General features: G+C 36.0%; 16 protein-coding genes and 4 tRNA genes. All 20 read left to right on the forward strand.

The genetic code is table 11. The annotated features are described in order from the left end of the window. Window positions 1–53 precede the first annotated feature (53 nt). The 20 genes from NPX36_RS07185 (at window position 54) to rpoC (ending at window position 19,488) form a co-directional block, all read left to right on the forward strand. Entirely contained in the window at window positions 54–1,319 is a 1,266-nt protein-coding gene (locus NPX36_RS07185) for a DUF2851 family protein (protein WP_257498059.1), read from the forward strand. Beyond that, the gene (locus tag NPX36_RS07190; protein ID WP_257498060.1) at window positions 1,320–2,165 is read left to right on the forward strand and encodes a ComEA family DNA-binding protein; all 846 of its coding nucleotides are present in this window, start codon (window positions 1,320–1,322) and stop codon (window positions 2,163–2,165) included. Window positions 2,166–2,201: 36 nt separating this feature from the next. Then, window positions 2,202–3,344, forward strand: coding sequence for an acyl-CoA dehydrogenase family protein (locus tag NPX36_RS07195; protein ID WP_257498061.1), 1,143 nt, complete (start codon window positions 2,202–2,204; stop codon window positions 3,342–3,344). A 681-nt stretch (window positions 3,345–4,025) separates the two neighbouring features. Beyond that, a complete protein-coding gene (locus tag NPX36_RS07200) occupies window positions 4,026–4,589 on the forward strand; it encodes a hypothetical protein (RefSeq protein WP_257498062.1) in 564 nt (187 codons plus the stop codon). A gap of 104 nt (window positions 4,590–4,693) precedes the next feature. Beyond that, complete coding sequence (gene rpsU / locus NPX36_RS07205; protein WP_257498063.1) at window positions 4,694–4,888, forward strand: 30S ribosomal protein S21; 195 nt, start codon at window positions 4,694–4,696, stop codon at window positions 4,886–4,888. A 59-nt stretch (window positions 4,889–4,947) separates the two neighbouring features. Further along, window positions 4,948–5,850: a tyrosine-type recombinase/integrase gene (locus NPX36_RS07210; protein ID WP_257498064.1), complete on the forward strand. Its 903-nt coding sequence runs from the start codon at window positions 4,948–4,950 to the stop codon at window positions 5,848–5,850. A gap of 20 nt (window positions 5,851–5,870) precedes the next feature. Beyond that, window positions 5,871–6,170, forward strand: coding sequence for a ribosome hibernation-promoting factor, HPF/YfiA family (hpf, locus tag NPX36_RS07215; RefSeq protein WP_257498065.1), 300 nt, complete (start codon window positions 5,871–5,873; stop codon window positions 6,168–6,170). An 87-nt stretch (window positions 6,171–6,257) separates the two neighbouring features. Continuing rightward, a tRNA-Thr gene (locus tag NPX36_RS07220) sits at window positions 6,258–6,331 on the forward strand. Between the two features lie 35 nt (window positions 6,332–6,366). Next, a tRNA-Tyr gene (locus NPX36_RS07225) sits at window positions 6,367–6,447 on the forward strand. Window positions 6,448–6,465: 18 nt separating this feature from the next. Next, a tRNA-Thr gene (locus tag NPX36_RS07230) sits at window positions 6,466–6,537 on the forward strand. Window positions 6,538–6,593: 56 nt separating this feature from the next. Then, complete coding sequence (gene tuf / locus NPX36_RS07235) at window positions 6,594–7,781, forward strand: elongation factor Tu (protein WP_257498067.1); 1,188 nt, start codon at window positions 6,594–6,596, stop codon at window positions 7,779–7,781. A 56-nt stretch (window positions 7,782–7,837) separates the two neighbouring features. After that, window positions 7,838–7,908, forward strand: a tRNA-Trp gene (locus NPX36_RS07240). 15 nt (window positions 7,909–7,923) lie between these two features. Continuing rightward, on the forward strand, window positions 7,924–8,121 hold the full coding sequence (gene secE, locus NPX36_RS07245) for a preprotein translocase subunit SecE (protein ID WP_257498068.1): 198 nt from the start codon (window positions 7,924–7,926) through the stop codon (window positions 8,119–8,121). A 12-nt stretch (window positions 8,122–8,133) separates the two neighbouring features. Continuing rightward, the gene (gene nusG / locus NPX36_RS07250) at window positions 8,134–8,685 is read left to right on the forward strand and encodes a transcription termination/antitermination protein NusG (RefSeq protein ID WP_257498069.1); all 552 of its coding nucleotides are present in this window, start codon (window positions 8,134–8,136) and stop codon (window positions 8,683–8,685) included. Window positions 8,686–8,741: 56 nt separating this feature from the next. Next, window positions 8,742–9,179 (forward strand): 50S ribosomal protein L11, encoded by a 438-nt coding sequence (rplK, locus tag NPX36_RS07255; RefSeq protein ID WP_091522720.1) that lies wholly within the window; start codon window positions 8,742–8,744, stop codon window positions 9,177–9,179. Between the two features lie 18 nt (window positions 9,180–9,197). After that, on the forward strand, window positions 9,198–9,887 hold the full coding sequence (rplA, locus tag NPX36_RS07260; protein ID WP_257498070.1) for a 50S ribosomal protein L1: 690 nt from the start codon (window positions 9,198–9,200) through the stop codon (window positions 9,885–9,887). A gap of 22 nt (window positions 9,888–9,909) precedes the next feature. Beyond that, the gene (gene rplJ, locus NPX36_RS07265; RefSeq protein WP_257498071.1) at window positions 9,910–10,398 is read left to right on the forward strand and encodes a 50S ribosomal protein L10; all 489 of its coding nucleotides are present in this window, start codon (window positions 9,910–9,912) and stop codon (window positions 10,396–10,398) included. Between the two features lie 88 nt (window positions 10,399–10,486). Beyond that, window positions 10,487–10,858 (forward strand): 50S ribosomal protein L7/L12, encoded by a 372-nt coding sequence (gene rplL, locus NPX36_RS07270; RefSeq protein WP_257498072.1) that lies wholly within the window; start codon window positions 10,487–10,489, stop codon window positions 10,856–10,858. Window positions 10,859–11,074: 216 nt separating this feature from the next. Continuing rightward, complete coding sequence (gene rpoB / locus NPX36_RS07275; protein ID WP_257498073.1) at window positions 11,075–14,887, forward strand: DNA-directed RNA polymerase subunit beta; 3,813 nt, start codon at window positions 11,075–11,077, stop codon at window positions 14,885–14,887. Window positions 14,888–15,186: 299 nt separating this feature from the next. Continuing rightward, window positions 15,187–19,488: a DNA-directed RNA polymerase subunit beta' gene (gene rpoC, locus NPX36_RS07280; RefSeq protein WP_257498074.1), complete on the forward strand. Its 4,302-nt coding sequence runs from the start codon at window positions 15,187–15,189 to the stop codon at window positions 19,486–19,488. The last annotated feature ends 18 nt before the right edge of the window (window positions 19,489–19,506 follow it).

Here is a 19,506-nt window from a genome sequence, read left to right on the forward strand (position 1 = left end):
GATAATTAGGAGTTTCCAAATTAATCTACTATATTTATAAAAAGCTTTTTATTATGAAAGAAGACTTTTTACATTATGTGTGGAGGTTCAAAAAGCTACATATTACGTCACTAAAAACGGTACAAAACAACAATATTGTCATTAAAAATTTCGGATTGTATTTAGGAACAGAAGGCCCCGATTTTTTTAATTCACAAGTGTATATTGATGGGCAATTATGGGCAGGAAATATAGAAATGCATGTAAATGCATCGGATTGGTATGTGCATCATCATGAAATCGATCCGGCGTATCAAAATGTGATTCTTCATGTGGTTTGGAACAACGATATTTCTGTGGTAAACAAAGCAGGAAAAGAACTGCCTACTTTGGTTTTGAAAGATTATGTGAACGAGGATGTTTTCAAAGCATACCATCAATTCAATGCCAATCCGCAATATGTTTTTTGCGAAGATTATCTGCATCATTTCAATAGCTTTGATTGGATTATTTGGAAAGAAAAATTGATGGTGGATCGTTTAGAGCAATTCTCTAACCGTATTGTTGCAGAATTAAAGCAAACAAATAACAATTGGGAAGAAGCTTTTTACCGCTTGCTGCTTCGGAACTTTGGATTAAATGTAAACAATGAAAATTTTTACGAGATTGCCCAAAATTTACCATTAAAAATCATTCGGAAAGAACAAACACATCCCATTCATTTAGAAGCTTTGTTTTTGGGAACGGCCAATTTATTGTCGGTTGATACGGAAGATTTTTACTTGCAAACGTTGCAAAAAACATATCATTTTTTAAAGCAAAAATATCATTTAAAGCAAACCGCAATACCGCCTACTTTTTTTAAGTTGCGGCCCGATAATTTTCCAACAATACGGCTGGTTCAGTTTGTTGCATTTTTGTTTAATCAACCTTTTTTGTTTAATTTAATTCGCAACCCAGAAACCATTTGCACCAACAATCATCTCTTAGGGGCAAGTGTGTCTGATTATTGGAAAACACATTACGTGTTTGGAAAAGAACATGTAGCGCGCAACAAAACCATTTCGGAATCGTTTTATAATTTATTGTTGGTAAATACCATTTTGCCTTTTCAATATGTATATCATCAACAATTAGGAACCGATGTGTTGGAAGAAGTTTTGCAACATTATCAATCAATAGCAGCCGAAAAAAACAGCACAATTGATTTATTTAAAAAGTTAAAAGTATCGGTAGAATCATCTTTAGACAGTCAAGCGTTATTGCATTTAAAGAAAAATTACTGCGATGCACGGCGCTGCTTAAGTTGTGAAGTGGGCATTAAGTTAATGAATCGATAAATGAAATTTCAATTACCTTATTTAAATAATAAACAGCGTATAACAATTTTTGTTTTTGCACTTCTTATTGTGTTGTTGCAGGTTGTTTTATCTATTTTACCCAATTATTTTTCAAAGAAAGATACGGTGAAATATGAAATAGATGAAACCACGCAGAAAAGCATTGATAGCTTAAAAGCTATTGCCTTAAAGAAATACGAGCAACAACCTTTTAACCCAAATTACATCAATGATTATAAAGGATTTAAACTGGGAATGACCACCGCAGAGATTGATAAATTAGTGGCTATTCGGGCACAAGGTAAATATGTAAATTCGGCTGCAGAATTTCAGCAAGTTACAGGTGTTTCAAATGAATTACTTGGCAAAATGGCACCCTATTTTAAATTTCCGGAATGGACGCAGAAAAAACAAACCATTGTTCAGAATACGCAAAAAGAAGTGTTTAAGAAAATCGATCTCAACAAAGCAAGTAGCCAAGAGTTAGTTGCGTTAAAAGGGATTGGCGATTACTATGCAAATGTTTTAATTGCCGAACGTGAGAAATTAAACGGTTTTGTGCATATCAATCAAATCGATTTTATAAAAGGTTTACGACCCGAAACGGTAAAATTATTAAAACAGCAAGTTTTTGTAACGCCGCTTAAAAACATCAACAAAATAAATGTGAATACCGCAAGTAAAGAGCAATTGGCTACCATTCCTTACATATCCACTTATGTGGCTCGAGAAATAGTGGTATTGCGCAGCAAACAAAACGAACCGTTAAAAATGGAAGATTTAAGAAAAATTAATAACTTCCCGCTTGACAAATTAGAGATAATTGGGCTATATTTGGCTTTTTAGAAAAATAAGCAAAATATAATAAAAAAAAGGAATAAAATGAACTTTGAGTATAACGAAACACAAGCAATGATTGCACAATCGATTAGAGATTTTGCAGAAAAAGAAATCCGACCAAATATAATGAAATGGGACGAAGAGCAAATTTTCCCTGTTGAATTATTCAAAAAGTTAGGAGAAATGGGGTTTATGGGGGTTTTGGTTCCTGAAGAATTAGACGGATCTGGCTTGGGTTATCACGAGTACATTACCGTTGTAGAAGAAATTTCTAAAGTAGATTCTTCAATAGGTTTGTCGGTAGCTGCTCACAACTCATTGTGTACCAATCATATTTTAACATTCGCAAACGACGAGCAAAAGAAAAAATGGATTCCAAAGCTAGCAACAGGCGAGTGGATCGGCGCTTGGGGATTAACCGAGCACAACACAGGTTCTGACGCCGGCGGTATGGCAACAACAGCTGTTAAAGACGGAAACGACTGGATCATTAACGGAGCCAAAAATTTTATCACGCATGCCATTTCTGGTGATGTAGCTGTTGTAATTGTTCGTACAGGCGAAAAAGGTGATTCTCGTGGAATGACCGCTTTTGTGATTGAAAAAGGCACACCAGGGTTCACTTCAGGTAAAAAAGAAAACAAATTGGGAATGCGTGCTTCTGAAACAGCAGAATTAATCTTTGACAACTGCCGCGTTTCTGATGCAAACCGTTTAGGCGAAGTAGGCGAAGGATTCATACAAGCAATGAAAATTTTAGATGGTGGCCGTATCTCAATCGGTGCATTGTCTTTAGGAATAGCAAAAGGAGCATACGAAGCAGCGTTGAAATACTCAAAAGAGCGCGTGCAGTTTGGAAAACCAATTTCTCAATTTCAAGCAGTAGGTTTTAAATTGGCAGATATGGCAACCGAAATCGAAGCATCTGAATTGTTGTTGCACAAAGCAGCATACCTTAAAAACAACCATAAACCAGTTACAACAGCAGGTGCAATGGCAAAAATGTATGCGTCAGAAGTATGTGTAAAAGTAGCAACCGAGGCAATTCAAATTCATGGCGGATACGGTTACACCAAAGATTTCCCTGTAGAAAAATTCTTCCGCGATTCTAAATTATGTACAATTGGCGAAGGAACAACCGAAATTCAAAAATTGGTTATCTCTAGAAATCTTTTAAAAGAGTAGTTTTTAGAAGATAAAAAATAGAATAAAGAGGAAAGACTGTAGTGGTTTTTCCTTTTTTTTGTTTCATATTTTAAACAAACTTTTCTAACAATACAACCTTAATTTAATTAAACTGTTTTTTTTTAACACTACTTATCCTGCAAGGTTTTTTCGAACCTTGTAGGTGTAACTTTAGAAAAAAGCTACAAGGTTCTTAAAACCTTGCAGCACTCTAAACAACGTTATAGAATTAAGTAATCAATTAATCGAATTTGATTTAAAACGTTTTTGTAAATTTGAATAATGCAAAAGCTTGATAAGATGGATATTCAAGCAAAAAAAAGAGTCATTACAAGAATTTTTAAACTTCAAGACGAAGAATTAATTACTCGTCTTGAAAATCTTTTGCGAGCAAGTAAGACAAGGAATAATGATTTTAAGCAAATGACAATAGACAAATTCAGATGATTTAATTGCTGAAATTGAAAAATGGAGCTAAACATAATTAAAACAGCAAAGACTGTAATGGTTTTTCCTGTTTTTGTTTTAGGTAACTTTCATAAATTTATTAATAACGTTTGATGATAGATGTTTTTTAAGATGATAAGACTTATAACTATATTTTTTTTCTCTCTTTATTTGATTAGCTGTGCTGATAAGGTATATGAATATAAAACCTTTGATTATAAAAGTATGCGGATTGTGAAATCTGAAACAGTTTTGGATAAAACTGCTTGGGTTGATTCTGTTCTTGTTGATAATGATATTGTTGTATTGAATGTTATGCTAAAAGGAGAAGAAACGAAGAGAGTTTTTAAAAAGAAGATGGGGTATTGGTATTCAGAATTAAATTATAGATACAATCCTGTTAAAGGTACAGGTCAAGAATTATATGAAGTCTATCAAAAATATTATATTTATCCAACCTACATTATAAAGGAATTTAAAGATTCAAATGGATCTGAAAATATAACCTATTTAGATTTGCAAAAAGATGAAATTTATTATTTCACAAATTTAAATAAAAATACTTTTGATCTAAAATTAGCAATGTTAGGTGATTATAAAAAAAATATTTTTTTTATAAAAGGAACAGAACTATACAACAAGCAAATTAGTTTTAGTAATGGCGTTAGTGTAGGAGAATCTGTTGAAGTGGTTTATGGATATTCAGGAAATGATATTTTTTTTATTTTTGATTTGGAAGAGTATAAAATAGGTAAACGTTCTTTTTTAGGATATATTGAGGTGTTTGGTAATGAGTAATAGTTTAGATTTTCAAAATCAAAATAAATAATTCCAAATTAATCATTCGTAATTCAAAAATTATTTCTACTTTTGCACCCATAACGAAAGGAGGTGTATAAATTATGTTGATCATTCCAATTAAAGACGGAGAAAATATTGATAGAGCGTTAAAACGTTACAAAAGAAAATTTGACAAAACAGGAACGTTACGTCAGTTAAGATCTCGTAAAAACTTTACGAAACCTTCTGTATCAAAACGTGCGCAAAATCAAAAAGCTCAATACATTCAACGTTTAAAAGATTCAGTTGAAATTTAATCGTCGAAACAATTTTTTTAAATCGCTAATTAAAGGTAACTTTGGTTAGCGATTTTTTTATGGAAAAACATTTAAAACCTTACTTTGACTATCTTTTAAAAGAAAAACATTTTTCATTGCATACCGTAAATGCGTATGTGAAAGATGTGGAAGCCTTTTTCAACTTCACAAAAAACACCGTTGCCACTGTAAACGAACTAAAATACCAGCATATTCGGTTGTGGATTGCGCATTTATCCGAAAAAAAATTGAGCAATAATTCCATCAACCGCAAGATAGCTTCCCTAAAAAGCTACTTTAAATTTTTGTATATCACCAAAACAATCGAAGCGTATCCGCTGCAGGCACACAAATCGTTGCGTATCAAAAAAGTGTTGCAAGTGCCTTTTTCCGAAAACGAAATGCAGCAAATAGACCGCTCAGCTTTTCCTGATGATTATTTCGGATTGCAAAACTATATCATCATCACCCTGTTTTACACCTTGGGAATTCGGAAAACCGAGTTAATCAATCTGCAGCTGCACGATGTGGATCTTCAAAAGCGCGAAATAAAAGTTTTAGGAAAAAGATCCAAAGAACGCATAGTTCCTATATTATCTTCAGTGGTTGGGCTTTTAACCGAGTTTTTACAAAAAAGAAACGAGCAATTTGGTAGCGATTTTGATAAAAATATATTTCTGTTAAAAAATAAACAAAATTTGAATCAAACATTTGTTTATCGTTTAATAAATAATTATTTTAGAGGTGTTACATCAAAAGGAAAAAAAAGCCCCCATGTGTTGCGTCATACATTTGCTACACACATGCTAAACGCAGGAGCCAATTTGAATACAATAAAAGAATTGCTGGGACATGCCAGTTTGTCGTCCACTCAAATTTACACGCATACCAGTTTAGCATCGTTAAAAAAAATGTATAACCAAACACATCCCCGCTCAAAAACCGATGATGACGATTTATAAACCCTTTAAAATATAGAATTATGAAAGTGAATATTCAGGCAGTTAACTTCAATGTTGACAGAAAATTAGTTGACTTTATAAACATTCGTTTAGAAAAATTACAACAATACTATGATAAAATTGTTGGAATTGATGTATCTTTGCATACTGAAAATACAAGTGATAAAGAAAACAAGTCTGTAGATATCATTGTAAAAATACCGGGCGATGATTTAGTGGTTAAAAAAACAGCAAAATCATTTGAAGAAGCAACAGATTCAGGCGCTGCGGCTTTAGAACGTTTATTGATAAAACGCAAAGAAAAAGTAAAAGCACATTAAAAGAATAAAAAAAATTAAAAAAGCTTTTATTTTTTTAAATAAGTATATATATTTGCAGTCCGTTAGAAATAGCGGACTTTTTTAAATGCCTTTGTAGCTCAGCTGGCTAGAGCAGCTGATTTGTAATCAGCAGGTCGTGGGTTCGAGTCCCTCCAAAGGCTCATCAACAAACAAAGTTGTAAAAATAAACAGGTTAGGGGAGATACTCAAGCGGCCAACGAGGACGGACTGTAAATCCGTTGGGAAACCTTCGCAGGTTCGAATCCTGCTCTCCCCACAACAAAGTTCTTTTTTTGCCGGCGTAGCTCAGGGGTAGAGTGCTTCCTTGGTAAGGAAGAGGTCACGGGTTCAAATCCCGTCGTTGGCTCAAATGTGAATTAAAGTTAACACTAATTATATAACTAAGATTAAATTAATTAAATCATGGCAAAAGAAAGTTTTGATCGTTCGAAACCCCATTTAAACATCGGTACTATCGGACACGTTGATCACGGTAAAACAACATTGACAGCTGCTATTACAAAAGTATTATCAGATGCAGGTTTATCAGAAGCAAAATCATTTGATCAAATTGATAATGCTCCAGAAGAAAAAGAAAGAGGTATTACTATTAATACATCTCACGTAGAATATGCAACAGCTAACCGTCACTATGCGCACGTTGACTGTCCAGGTCACGCGGATTACGTTAAGAACATGGTTACTGGTGCTGCACAAATGGATGGTGCTATCCTTGTAGTTGCTGCTACAGATGGTCCAATGCCACAAACTCGCGAGCACATCTTATTAGGCCGTCAGGTAGGTATTCCTCGTATGGTTGTATTCATGAACAAAGTGGATATGGTTGATGATGCTGAATTATTAGAATTAGTAGAAATGGAAATCCGTGATTTATTATCTTTCTATCAATATGATGGTGATAATGGTCCAGTTATCCAAGGTTCTGCTTTAGGAGCGTTAAATGGTGAGCAAAAATGGGTTGATACAGTAATGAGCTTAATGGCTGCAGTAGATGAGTGGATCGAAGAGCCAGTTCGTGATACTGAAAAACCATTCTTAATGCCAATCGAAGACGTTTTCACAATTACAGGTCGTGGAACTGTTGCTACAGGTCGTATCGAAACAGGTGTTGCAAACACAGGTGATCCGGTTGAAATCATTGGTATGGGTGCAGATAAATTAACTTCTACAATTACAGGGGTTGAAATGTTCCGTAAAATCTTAGACCGTGGTGAAGCAGGTGATAACGTAGGTTTATTATTACGTGGTATCGATAAAGCTGATATCCGTCGTGGTATGGTTATCGTTAAGCCAGGTTCAGTTAAGCCACACGCTAAATTCAAAGCAGAGGTTTATATCTTGAAAAAAGAAGAAGGTGGACGTCACACTCCATTCCACAATAACTACCGTCCACAGTTCTACGTTCGTACAACTGACGTAACAGGAACAATCATGTTACCAGAAGGAACGGATATGGTTATGCCTGGAGATAACTTAACAATCACTGTTGATTTATTACAACCAATCGCATTATCAGTAGGTTTACGTTTCGCTATCCGCGAAGGTGGTCGTACAGTAGGTGCTGGTCAGGTAACTGAAATTTTAGACTAATTACAGTTTTAAAATATTTTATAAGTTGGCAGACTATTCTGCCAACTTTTTAACAAACGGGTGTAGTTCAAGGGTAGAATAGCGGTCTCCAAAACCGTTGATGGGGGTTCGAATCCCTCCACCCGTGCAAAAACAAATCACAATGGCAAAAGTAGTTAATTATATATCTGATGCGTTTACCGAATTAAAAGCAAATGTTACATGGACACCATGGGCAGAGGTGCAACGCTACACAATTATTGTTGCTATCTTTACAGTAGTACTTTCATTAGCTACATGGGGCGTAGATACATTGTTTTCTGAAGCTTTAGCTGGTTTCTTTAACCTTTTAAATTCGTAAATTTAAAAGAACATGACAGAAAGTAGTATAAAAAAATGGTATGTAGTAAGAGCCGTAAGCGGGCAAGAAAATAAAGTAAAAGGTTACATAGAAAGTGAAATCGTACGTTTGGGAATGGAAGATTACTTGTCTCAAGTGTTGGTTCCAACCGAAAAAGTAGTTTCACAACGCGATGGAAAAAAAATAACAAAAGAGCGTATTTATTTTCCGGGTTATGTAATGATCGAAGCAAACCTTACAGGTGAATTACCCCACATAATAAAATCTATATCCGGCGTAATTGGTTTCTTAGGAGAAACTCGTGGAGGAGATCCTGTGCCTTTAAGACAAAGCGAAGTAAACCGCATGCTAGGAAAAGTAGATGAATTAGCTGTTTCTGTAGATAGCGGATTAATTCCTTATGAAATAGGAGAAACAGTAAAAGTTGTCGATGGTCCTTTTAATGGTTTCAACGGAACCATAGAAAAAGTGAACGAAGACAAACGCAAGCTTGAAGTAATGGTGAAAATTTTCGGAAGAAAAACACCTTTAGAATTAAGCTTCACACAAGTAGAAAAAATATAATTGTTACATACACATCAATCGCTTCCAATTGAAAGATGTGCTAAATTTTTTTAAAAATGGCAAAAGAAATTAGTAAAGTAGTTAAACTACAAGTTAAGGGAGGTGCTGCGAATCCTTCGCCACCGGTTGGACCTGCTTTGGGGGCTGCTGGAGTTAACATCATGGAATTCTGTAAGCAATTCAATGCAAGAACACAGGATAAACCAGGAAAAGTATTACCAGTACAAATTACAGTTTACAAAGACAAATCTTTTGACTTTGTTGTTAAAACGCCACCTGCTGCTGTTCAATTATTAGAAGCTGCTAAATTAAAATCAGGTTCTGGGCAACCAAACCGTAAAAAAGTAGCATCTATAACATGGGATCAAGTAAAAGCAATCGCTGAAGACAAAATGGCCGATTTGAATGCATTCACAATCGAAAAAGCAATGTCTATGGTTGCCGGAACTGCACGTTCTATGGGAATCACGGTATCAGGAAACGCTCCTTTTTAATCTTAAAGAAAAGAAGAAATGGCAAAATTAACAAAAAAGCAAAAAGAGGCTGCAGCAAAAATTGAGAAGAACAAATTATACTCTTTAAAAGATGCATCTGCATTAATTAAAGAAGTTGCTTCTGCAAAATTTGATGAGTCTGTTGATATTGCAGTACGTTTAGGAGTAGATCCTCGTAAAGCAAATCAAATGGTACGTGGGGTTGTAACATTACCACACGGTACAGGTAAAGATGTAAGAGTGCTAGCATTAGTTACTCCAGACAAAGAAGCAGAAGCTAAAGCAGCTGGTGCAGATCACGTTGGTTTAGACGACTATCTACAAAAAATTAAAGATGGTTGGACAGATATCGATGTAATCATCACAATGCCTGCAGTAATGGGTAAATTAGGACCGTTGGGTCGTGTTTTAGGACCACGCGGATTAATGCCTAACCCAAAAACAGGTACAGTAACAATGGATGTTGCTAAAGCTGTACAAGAAGTTAAAGCTGGTAAAATCGATTTCAAAGTTGATAAAACAGGTATCGTTCACGCAGGTATCGGTAAAGTATCTTTCGGTGCTGACCAAATCACAGAGAACGCTGCTGAAATCATTCAAACATTAATTAAATTAAAACCAACTGCAGCAAAAGGTACTTATATCAAGTCTATTCATATATCAAGTACAATGAGTCCTGCGATTGCTTTAGATCCAAAAGCAGTTTAATTGGTAGTTAAAATTATTTAGTATGACTAGAGAAGACAAATCAATTGCGATTCAAGATTTAACTGCACAGTTAGCTGACACTAAAGTTATTTATGTTGCAGATATTTCTGGATTAAATGCATCTACTACTTCAGATCTACGTAGAGCTTGTTTCAAAGCAGGTATCAAGTTAGAAGTAGTAAAGAACACATTGCTTGCTAAAGCAATGGAAACATCAGAAAACGAGTATGGTGATTTACCTTCTATTTTAAAAGGAAATAGCGCTATAATGATTGGCGAAGCTGCAAACGGCCCAGCAAAAATCATTAAAGAATTCCGCAAAAAAGGTGATAAACCCATCTTAAAAGGAGCTTATATTAATGAAGAAGTTTATATTGGCGACAACCAATTAGAATCATTAGTAGCTATTAAGTCTAAAGAGGAGATGATTGGAGAAATCATTGGATTGTTACAATCGCCTGCTCAAAGAGTTATTTCTGCTCTTACAAATCAAAACAAAGACGAAGAATAGGCATAAGCTACCATCGTTTTTAATGTTCAAAAGAGAACGCACACAAATAAATTATATTATTACAAATTCAAATTAAAAAGATAGAAAAATGGCAGATTTGAAACAATTCGCAGAACAATTGGTTAACTTAACAGTTAAAGAAGTTAACGAATTAGCAACTATATTAAAAGATGAGTATGGTATCGAACCAGCTGCTGCAGCAGTAGTTGTTGCTGGTGGTGGTGATGCTGGTGCTGGTGCTGAAGAGCAAACAGAATTCACAGTAGTATTGAAAGAGGCTGGTGCTTCTAAATTAGCTGTAGTTAAAGCTGTTAAAGAATTAACAGGTTTAGGATTAAAAGAAGCTAAAGATTTAGTTGACGGTACTCCTGCAAACGTTAAAGAAGGTGTTTCTAAAGACGAAGCAGAAGGATTGAAAAAAGCATTAGAAGAAGCTGGTGCTGTTGTTGAGTTAAAATAATCTCACACATATAAAATTTTACGGTTTAGGCCTTGGAAATTGTTCCAATGGCCTAAACCATTTTGCATATAAAAAATAATCAATAACGAAGAAAAAAGCAAATAGCTTTCCTGATTTGTTTTTAAGATGTGTTGGTTAATTACCCTAGGAAGTAGATAAATAAATGTGTTTTACACACAAAAGAATTACTTTTTTAAACCAAAATTTTGTTCATTAATGATTACAAATCATACTGAAAGGTTAAATTTTGCCTCTACAAAAAATATTCCTTCTTATCCAGATTTCTTGGATATTCAGGTAAAATCGTTTAAAGATTTTTTTCAATTAGAAACCAAATCTGATGAAAGAGGTAACGAAGGTTTATACAAAACCTTCATGGAAAATTTCCCAATTACGGATACCCGTAACCAATTCGTTTTGGAATTTTTAGACTATTTCGTAGATCCACCACGTTATTCCATTGAAGAATGTATTGACAGAGGTTTAACGTACAGCGTGCCTTTAAAAGCGCGTTTAAAATTGTATTGTACCGATCCCGAGCACGAAGATTTTGAAACAATCGTTCAAGATGTGTACTTGGGAACTATTCCGTACATGACACCAAGCGGAACTTTCGTGATTAATGGTGCAGAGCGTGTGGTTGTTTCACAATTACACCGTTCGCCTGGAGTTTTCTTCGGACAATCGTTCCACGCAAACGGTACCAAATTGTATTCTGCTCGTATCATTCCATTCAAAGGTTCTTGGATCGAATTTGCTACAGATATCAACAGTGTAATGTATGCATATATCGACCGTAAGAAAAAATTACCTGTTACAACTTTATTCCGCGCAATTGGTTTTGAAAGAGATAAAGATATCTTAGAGATTTTTGACCTTGCAGAAGAAGTTAAAGTATCAAAAACAGGATTAAAAAAATACATTGGCCGCCGCTTAGCTGCTCGTGTGTTAAATGTATGGCACGAAGATTTCGTTGATGAAGATACAGGTGAGGTTGTAACGATTCCGCGTACCGAAATTATTTTAGACCGTGACATTGTGCTTGATAAAGACAATGTAGAAGAAATTATAGAGGCAGATGTTAAAACCATCTTATTGCACAAAGAAGATAGTAATCTTGCCGATTATACCATTATTCACAATACGCTTCAAAAAGACCCAACCAACTCTGAAAAAGAAGCTGTTGAATATATATACCGTCAATTAAGAAACGCATTACCTCCGGATGAAGAAACCGCAAGAGGTATTATAGATAAATTATTCTTCTCTGACCAACGTTACAATTTAGGTGATGTGGGTCGTTATAGAATGAATAAAAAATTAGGTTTAGACACACCTATAGACAAGCAAGTTTTAACAAAAGAAGATATCATCACTATTGTTAAATATCTAATTGAATTGATCAACTCAAAAGCAGAGATCGATGATATTGACCACTTGTCTAACCGTCGTGTGCGTACAGTAGGTGAGCAGTTATCAGCACAATTTGGTGTTGGTTTGGCTCGTATGGCACGCACCATTCGCGAGCGTATGAATGTTCGTGATAACGAAGTGTTTACCCCAATCGATTTGATCAATGCAAAAACATTGTCATCGGTTATCAATTCCTTCTTCGGAACCAACCAGTTGTCTCAGTTTATGGATCAAACCAATCCATTAGCAGAGATCACGCACAAGCGTCGTTTGTCAGCCTTAGGACCAGGTGGTCTTTCTCGTGAAAGAGCAGGTTTCGAGGTTCGTGACGTTCACTATACGCACTATGGTCGTTTATGTCCGATTGAAACACCAGAGGGTCCAAACATTGGTTTGATATCTTCATTGGCTGTTTATGCAAAAGTAAACAATATGGGCTTTATCGAAACACCATACCGAAGAGTAGAAAACGGTGTGTTGCAAGTAAATGAAGAACCAATTTATTTATCAGCAGAAGAAGAAGAAGAAAAATTAATTGCACAAGCAACTGTAAATGTTGCCAAAGACGGAACCATTGAAGACGAAAGAGTAGTTGCAAAACAAGATGCCGATTTCCCAGTAGTTGAGCCAAAAGAGTTAAACTATGCCGACGTTGCACCGAACCAAATTGCATCTATCTCAGCATCGTTAATTCCGTTCTTAGAGCACGATGATGCAAACCGTGCATTGATGGGATCAAACATGATGCGTCAGGCAGTACCTTTATTGCGTCCGGAATCGCCAATTGTTGGTACCGGATTAGAAAAACAAGTGGCTACCGATTCTCGTGTGTTGATTAATGCAGAAGGTGAAGGAGAAGTTGTATATGTTGATGCTCAAAAAATCACCATTAAATATGATCGTACCGATGAAGAACGTTTAGTGAGTTTTGACACAGACGAAAAAACATACAACCTGATCAAGTTCCGCAAAACCAACCAAAGTACATCTATCAACTTAAAACCAATTGTTCGTACAGGCGACCGTGTTACCAAAGGACAAGTTTTATGTGAAGGATATGCTACCCAAAACGGGGAATTGGCTTTAGGGCGTAACTTACAAGTAGCTTTCATGCCTTGGAAAGGATACAACTTCGAGGATGCAATTGTGATTTCTGAGCGTGTGGTACGCGACGATATTTTTACATCAATCCATATTGATGATTACACGTTAGAAGTTCGTGATACCAAGTTAGGTTCAGAAGAATTAACGAACGATATTCCAAACGTTTCAGAAGAAGCTACTAAAGATTTGGATGAAAACGGAATGATCCGTATTGGTGCAGAAGTAAAACCTGGCGATATCTTAATTGGTAAAATTACACCAAAAGGAGAGTCAGATCCAACACCTGAAGAAAAATTATTACGCGCAATCTTTGGCGATAAAGCAGGTGATGTGAAAGATGCATCATTAAAAGCTTCTCCATCATTACGCGGAGTGGTTTTAGATAAAAAATTATTTGCCCGTGCGGTAAAAGATAAACGCAAACGTTCTAAAGACAAAGAAGATATTGCTTTGTTGGATACACAGTTTGAAGTGAAATTCAACGAATTGAAAGAGCGTTTAGTAGATAAATTGTTCCAATTAGTAAATGGAAAAACATCGCAAGGTGTAATGAACGATTTAGGGGAAGAAGTATTGCCAAAAGGTAAAAAATTCACCTTAAAAATGTTACACGCTGTTGAAGATTTTACACATTTAACAAAAGGACAATGGACAACAGACGACCAAACCAATGCAATGATCACCGATTTAATTCACAACTATAAAATTAAATTGAATGATATTCAAGGAGTATTGCGTCGTGAAAAATTCATGATTACTGTGGGTGACGAGTTACCATCAGGTATCTTAAAATTGGCTAAAGTATATATCGCTAAAAAACGTAAATTACGTGTGGGTGATAAAATGGCAGGTCGTCACGGTAACAAAGGTATCGTTGCAAAAATTGTTCGCGATGAAGATATGCCATTCTTAGAAGACGGAACACCTGTAGATATTGTGTTGAATCCACTAGGGGTACCATCTCGTATGAACATTGGTCAGATTTACGAAACCGTTCTTGGATGGGCAGGTAAGAAATTAGGTAGAAAATATGCCACACCAATCTTCGACGGAGCTTCATTAGAAGAAATCAACGCGTTGACAGATGAAGCCGGTGTTCCACGTTTCGGACACACCTATTTATACGATGGTGGAACAGGTGAACGTTTTGATCAAAAAGCAACAGTGGGTGTGATTTACATGTTGAAATTAGGCCACATGGTTGATGATAAAATGCACGCACGTTCTATTGGACCGTATTCATTAATTACGCAACAGCCATTAGGAGGTAAGGCGTTATTTGGTGGTCAGCGTTTTGGAGAGATGGAGGTTTGGGCTCTTGAAGCTTATGGTGCATCTTCAACATTACGCGAGATCTTGACTGTTAAATCGGATGATGTTATTGGTAGAGCTAAAACATACGAAGCAATCGTGAAAGGTGAACCAATGCCAGAACCAGGACTACCAGAATCATTCAATGTATTAATGCATGAATTGAAAGGTCTTGGTTTAGATATCAGATTAGAAGAATAATTTTTTGCTTCAGGTTTCAGAAAGCAACTTGCAAAACTGAAACCTGAAGCTTAAAATAGATTATTAATAAGTTTTTAAGATTTATACCCGTAAACCGTTCCGATTTTTTATAAAAGATATTTTATAATTAGCACTTCAAGATAAGCATCTGAAGTTTAGAGAAGTAATCCGAGGTAGTGTTTGAATGCCATAAGTCTTAAGCTATAAGCCGTAAGAACATGCGTAAAGCTTACAGCCTAGTGCATATAGCTTCAAATAAGAATCAATTTTTAATTGCAAATAAATCAATAGTAAAAACTATGATGAATAATAGAAACAACAGTAAAGATAAAAATACTGTAAAAAGGTTTAACAAAATCTCGATCGGATTAGCATCGCCAGAGTCAATTCTTGCAGAATCAAGAGGAGAGGTTTTAAAACCAGAAACCATTAACTATCGTACGCACAAACCAGAGCGCGATGGTTTGTTCTGTGAGCGTATCTTCGGACCTGTGAAAGATTACGAATGTGCTTGTGGAAAATATAAAAGAATCCGTTACAAAGGTATCGTTTGCGACCGTTGTGGGGTTGAAGTAACAGAAAAGAAAGTGCGTCGCGACAGAGTAGGGCATATCAACTTGGTGGTGCCTATCGCTCATATTTGGTATTTCCGTTCGTTGCCAAACAAAATTGGTTACATTTTAGGTTTGCCATCTAAAAAGTTAGACGAAATTATCTATTATGAAAAATATGTTGTGATCCAAACAGGTGTTGCAAAACGCCCAGATGGTGAAGAACTAAAACGTTTAGATTTCCTTACAGAGAATGAGTATTTAGATATTTTGGATACCCTTCCAATGGAAAATCAATATTTAGATGATTCAGATCCAAATAAATTCATCGCCAAAATGGGTGCAGAATGTATCATGGATTTATTACAGCGTACCGATTTAGACACTTTGTCTTATGAATTGCGTCATGCTGCAAACAATGAAACATCTAAACAACGTAAAACAGAAGCTTTAAAACGTTTACAAGTTGTTGAAGCATTCCGCGAATCAAACGAAAACCGCGAAAACCGTCCGGAATGGATGATTTTGAAAGTAGTTCCGGTAATTCCGCCAGAATTGCGTCCGTTAGTGCCGTTAGATGGTGGTCGTTTTGCAACATCAGATTTGAACGATTTATACCGCCGTGTAATTATCCGTAACAATCGTTTAAAACGATTAATGGAAATCAAAGCGCCTGAAGTAATCTTGCGTAATGAAAAACGTATGTTACAAGAAGCGGTAGATTCATTGTTCGATAACACACGTAAAGCAACAGCAGTAAAAACAGAATCTCAACGTCCGTTAAAATCATTATCTGATTCGTTAAAAGGAAAACAAGGTCGTTTCCGTCAAAACTTATTAGGTAAACGTGTTGATTACTCTGCGCGTTCGGTAATTGTCGTTGGTCCTGAATTAAAACTATATGAGTGTGGTCTTCCAAAAGATATGGCTGCAGAACTATACAAACCATTCGTAATTCGTAAATTAATTGAGCGTGGAATTGTAAAAACGGTAAAGTCTGCGAAAAAGATCATCGATAAAAAAGAGCCAGTAGTTTGGGATATTTTAGAAAACGTAATCAAAGGACACCCGGTATTGTTAAACCGTGCTCCTACGCTTCACCGTTTAGGTATTCAGGCATTCCAGCCTAAATTAATCGAAGGAAAAGCAATTCGTTTGCACCCGTTAGTATGTACGGCATTCAACGCCGATTTCGATGGGGATCAAATGGCGGTGCATTTACCATTAGGACCAGAAGCTATTTTAGAAGCTCAGTTGTTAATGTTGGCATCGCACAATATCTTAAACCCGGCGAATGGTGCACCAATCACAGTACCTTCTCAGGATATGGTTTTGGGTCTTTATTATATGACCAAAATCCGCAAATCTACTCCAGATCATATTGTGAAAGGAGAAGGTTTAACATTTTATTCAGTAGAAGAAGTGCATATTGCAATTAACGAAGGACGTTTAGATTTGAACGCACCCGTTAAAGTTCGTGCAAAAGATTTTAATGCAGAAGGAGAATTGGTTTACCAAATTATCGAAACATCGGCAGGTCGTATCTTGTTTAACGAGGTAGTTCCAGAAGCTGCGGGTTATATCAATGAGGTATTAACCAAAAAATCTTTAAGAGATATTATCGGAAAGATTTTAGCAGTAACAGATGTTCCAACAACTGCAAAATTCTTAGACGATATGAAAGATATGGGTTACGGATACGCATTTAGAGGTGGTTTATCATTCTCTTTAGGTGATATCAAAATCCCAGATCAAAAACAAGGAATGATTGATGACGCTAACAATCAAGTAGAAGGAATCACCATGAACTATAACATGGGTCTTATTACCAATAACGAGCGTTACAATCAGGTGATTGATGTTTGGACATCTACCAATGCCATGTTAACCGAATTGGCAATGAAAAACATTCGCGAAGACCAACAAGGATTCAACTCAGTATATATGATGCTTGATTCTGGAGCCCGTGGATCAAAAGAGCAAATTCGTCAGTTAACAGGTATGCGTGGATTGATGGCAAAACCTAAAAAATCGACAGCTTCTGGTGGAGATATCATCGAAAACCCGATTCTTTCGAACTTTAAAGAAGGTTTATCAATCTTAGAATACTTCATTTCAACCCACGGTGCGCGTAAAGGTTTGGCCGATACCGCATTGAAAACTGCCGATGCAGGATACTTAACCCGTCGTTTACACGATGTGGCACAAGATGTAATCGTTAATTCAGAGGATTGCGGCACATTGAGAGGTATTGAATTTGAAGCATTAAAGAAAAACGAAGAAATAGTAGAATCATTAGGCGAGCGCGTTTTAGGACGTATCACAATCGATGATGTTATCAATCCATTAACCAACGAAGTAATTGTTCCGGCAGGTGAAATGATTAATGAAGCACACGTTGCAAAAATCAATGCATCTCCATTAGAGCGATTAGAAGTTCGTTCGGCATTAACCTGTGAGGCAGATCACGGAATTTGTGTGAAATGTTACGGTCGTAACTTAGCATCAAACCGTATGGCACAATTGGGTGAGGCAGTTGGTGTAATTGCAGCACAGTCAATTGGTGAGCCAGGAACACAGTTAACGCTTCGTACATTCCACGTGGGGGGTACGGCAGGTAACATTTCCGAGGTTTCTACCATTACAACAAAATTCAAAGGTCGTTTAGAAATAGAAGACTTAAAAGTTGTAAAAGGAGAAGATGCCGATGGTAAAGAAATCGACATTGTAATTTCTCGTTCAACAGAGTTAAAATTAGTAGATTTAAATACAGGTATTGTTTTAAACACACATTACATTCCTTATGGATCAACCATTTATGTGAAAGACAAACAAGTGGTGGAAGAAGGAACCGTAATTTGTAAATGGGACCCGTATAACGGAGTTATTATTTCTGAATTTACAGGTAAGGTTGCCTATGAAGACATTGAACAAAACCAAACATTTATGGTGGAGATCGATGAGCAAACAGGTTTCCAAGAAAAAGTAATTACAGAATCAAGAAACAAAAAATTAGTTCCTACTTTATTGATTTATAATAAAGAAGGGGAATTGATCCGTTCGTACAACTTACCGGTTGGGGCACACTTAATGGTAAACGATGGAGAGAAAATTAAAGCAGGTAAAGTTTTAGTTAAAATCCCTCGTAAGTCATCAAAAACAGGTGATATCACCGGAGGTTTACCTCGTATTACCGAGTTGTTAGAAGCACGTAATCCATCAAACCCGGCAGTAGTTGCAGAGATAGACGGTGTGGTTTCTTTCGGGAAAATCAAACGTGGTAACCGCGAAATCATTGTGACACCAAAAACTGGTGAAGATGATCAACGCAAGTATTTAGTGAAATTATCAAACCAAATTTTGGTTCAAGAAAACGATTTCGTTAAAGCAGGAACCTCTTTATCAGATGGTGCCATTACGCCAGATGATATTTTAAGAATACAAGGACCATCTGCAGTACAGCAATATTTAGTAAACGAAATTCAAGAAGTATATCGTTTACAAGGGGTGAAAATTTCAGATAAACACTTTGAAGTAGTAATCCGCCAAATGATGCGTAAAGTACAAATCCAAGATTCAGGTGATACCTTATTCTTAGAAGAGCAATTAATTCACAAAGACGATTTCATCCGTGAAAACGATCGTTTATTCGGAATGAAAGTTGTAGAAGATGCCGGAGATTCATCCACATTAAAAGAAGGACAGATTATTTCTGTGCGCGAATTAAGAGATGAAAATTCCATCTTGCGTCGTGAAGACAAAAACTTAGTAGTAGCCCGCGATGTAATTCCAGCAACCGCAACTCCAGTATTGCAAGGTATCACAAGAGCGTCGTTACAAACCAAGTCATTCATTTCAGCGGCATCGTTCCAAGAAACAACCAAAGTGTTGAACGAAGCAGCAGTAGCAGGAAAAATTGACAATTTATCAGGCTTAAAAGAAAATGTAATTGTTGGTCATAGAATTCCTGCAGGAACAGGTATGCGTAAATACGATGCCATTGTTGTAGGTTCAAAAGAGTCAAAACAAGAAATAGACTTGAATTTTTAATATATAGATAAAAAAAGT

It is taken from the genome of Paenimyroides aestuarii (genome assembly GCF_024628805.1).
Lineage (GTDB): Bacteria > Bacteroidota > Bacteroidia > Flavobacteriales > Flavobacteriaceae > Flavobacterium > Flavobacterium aestuarii_A.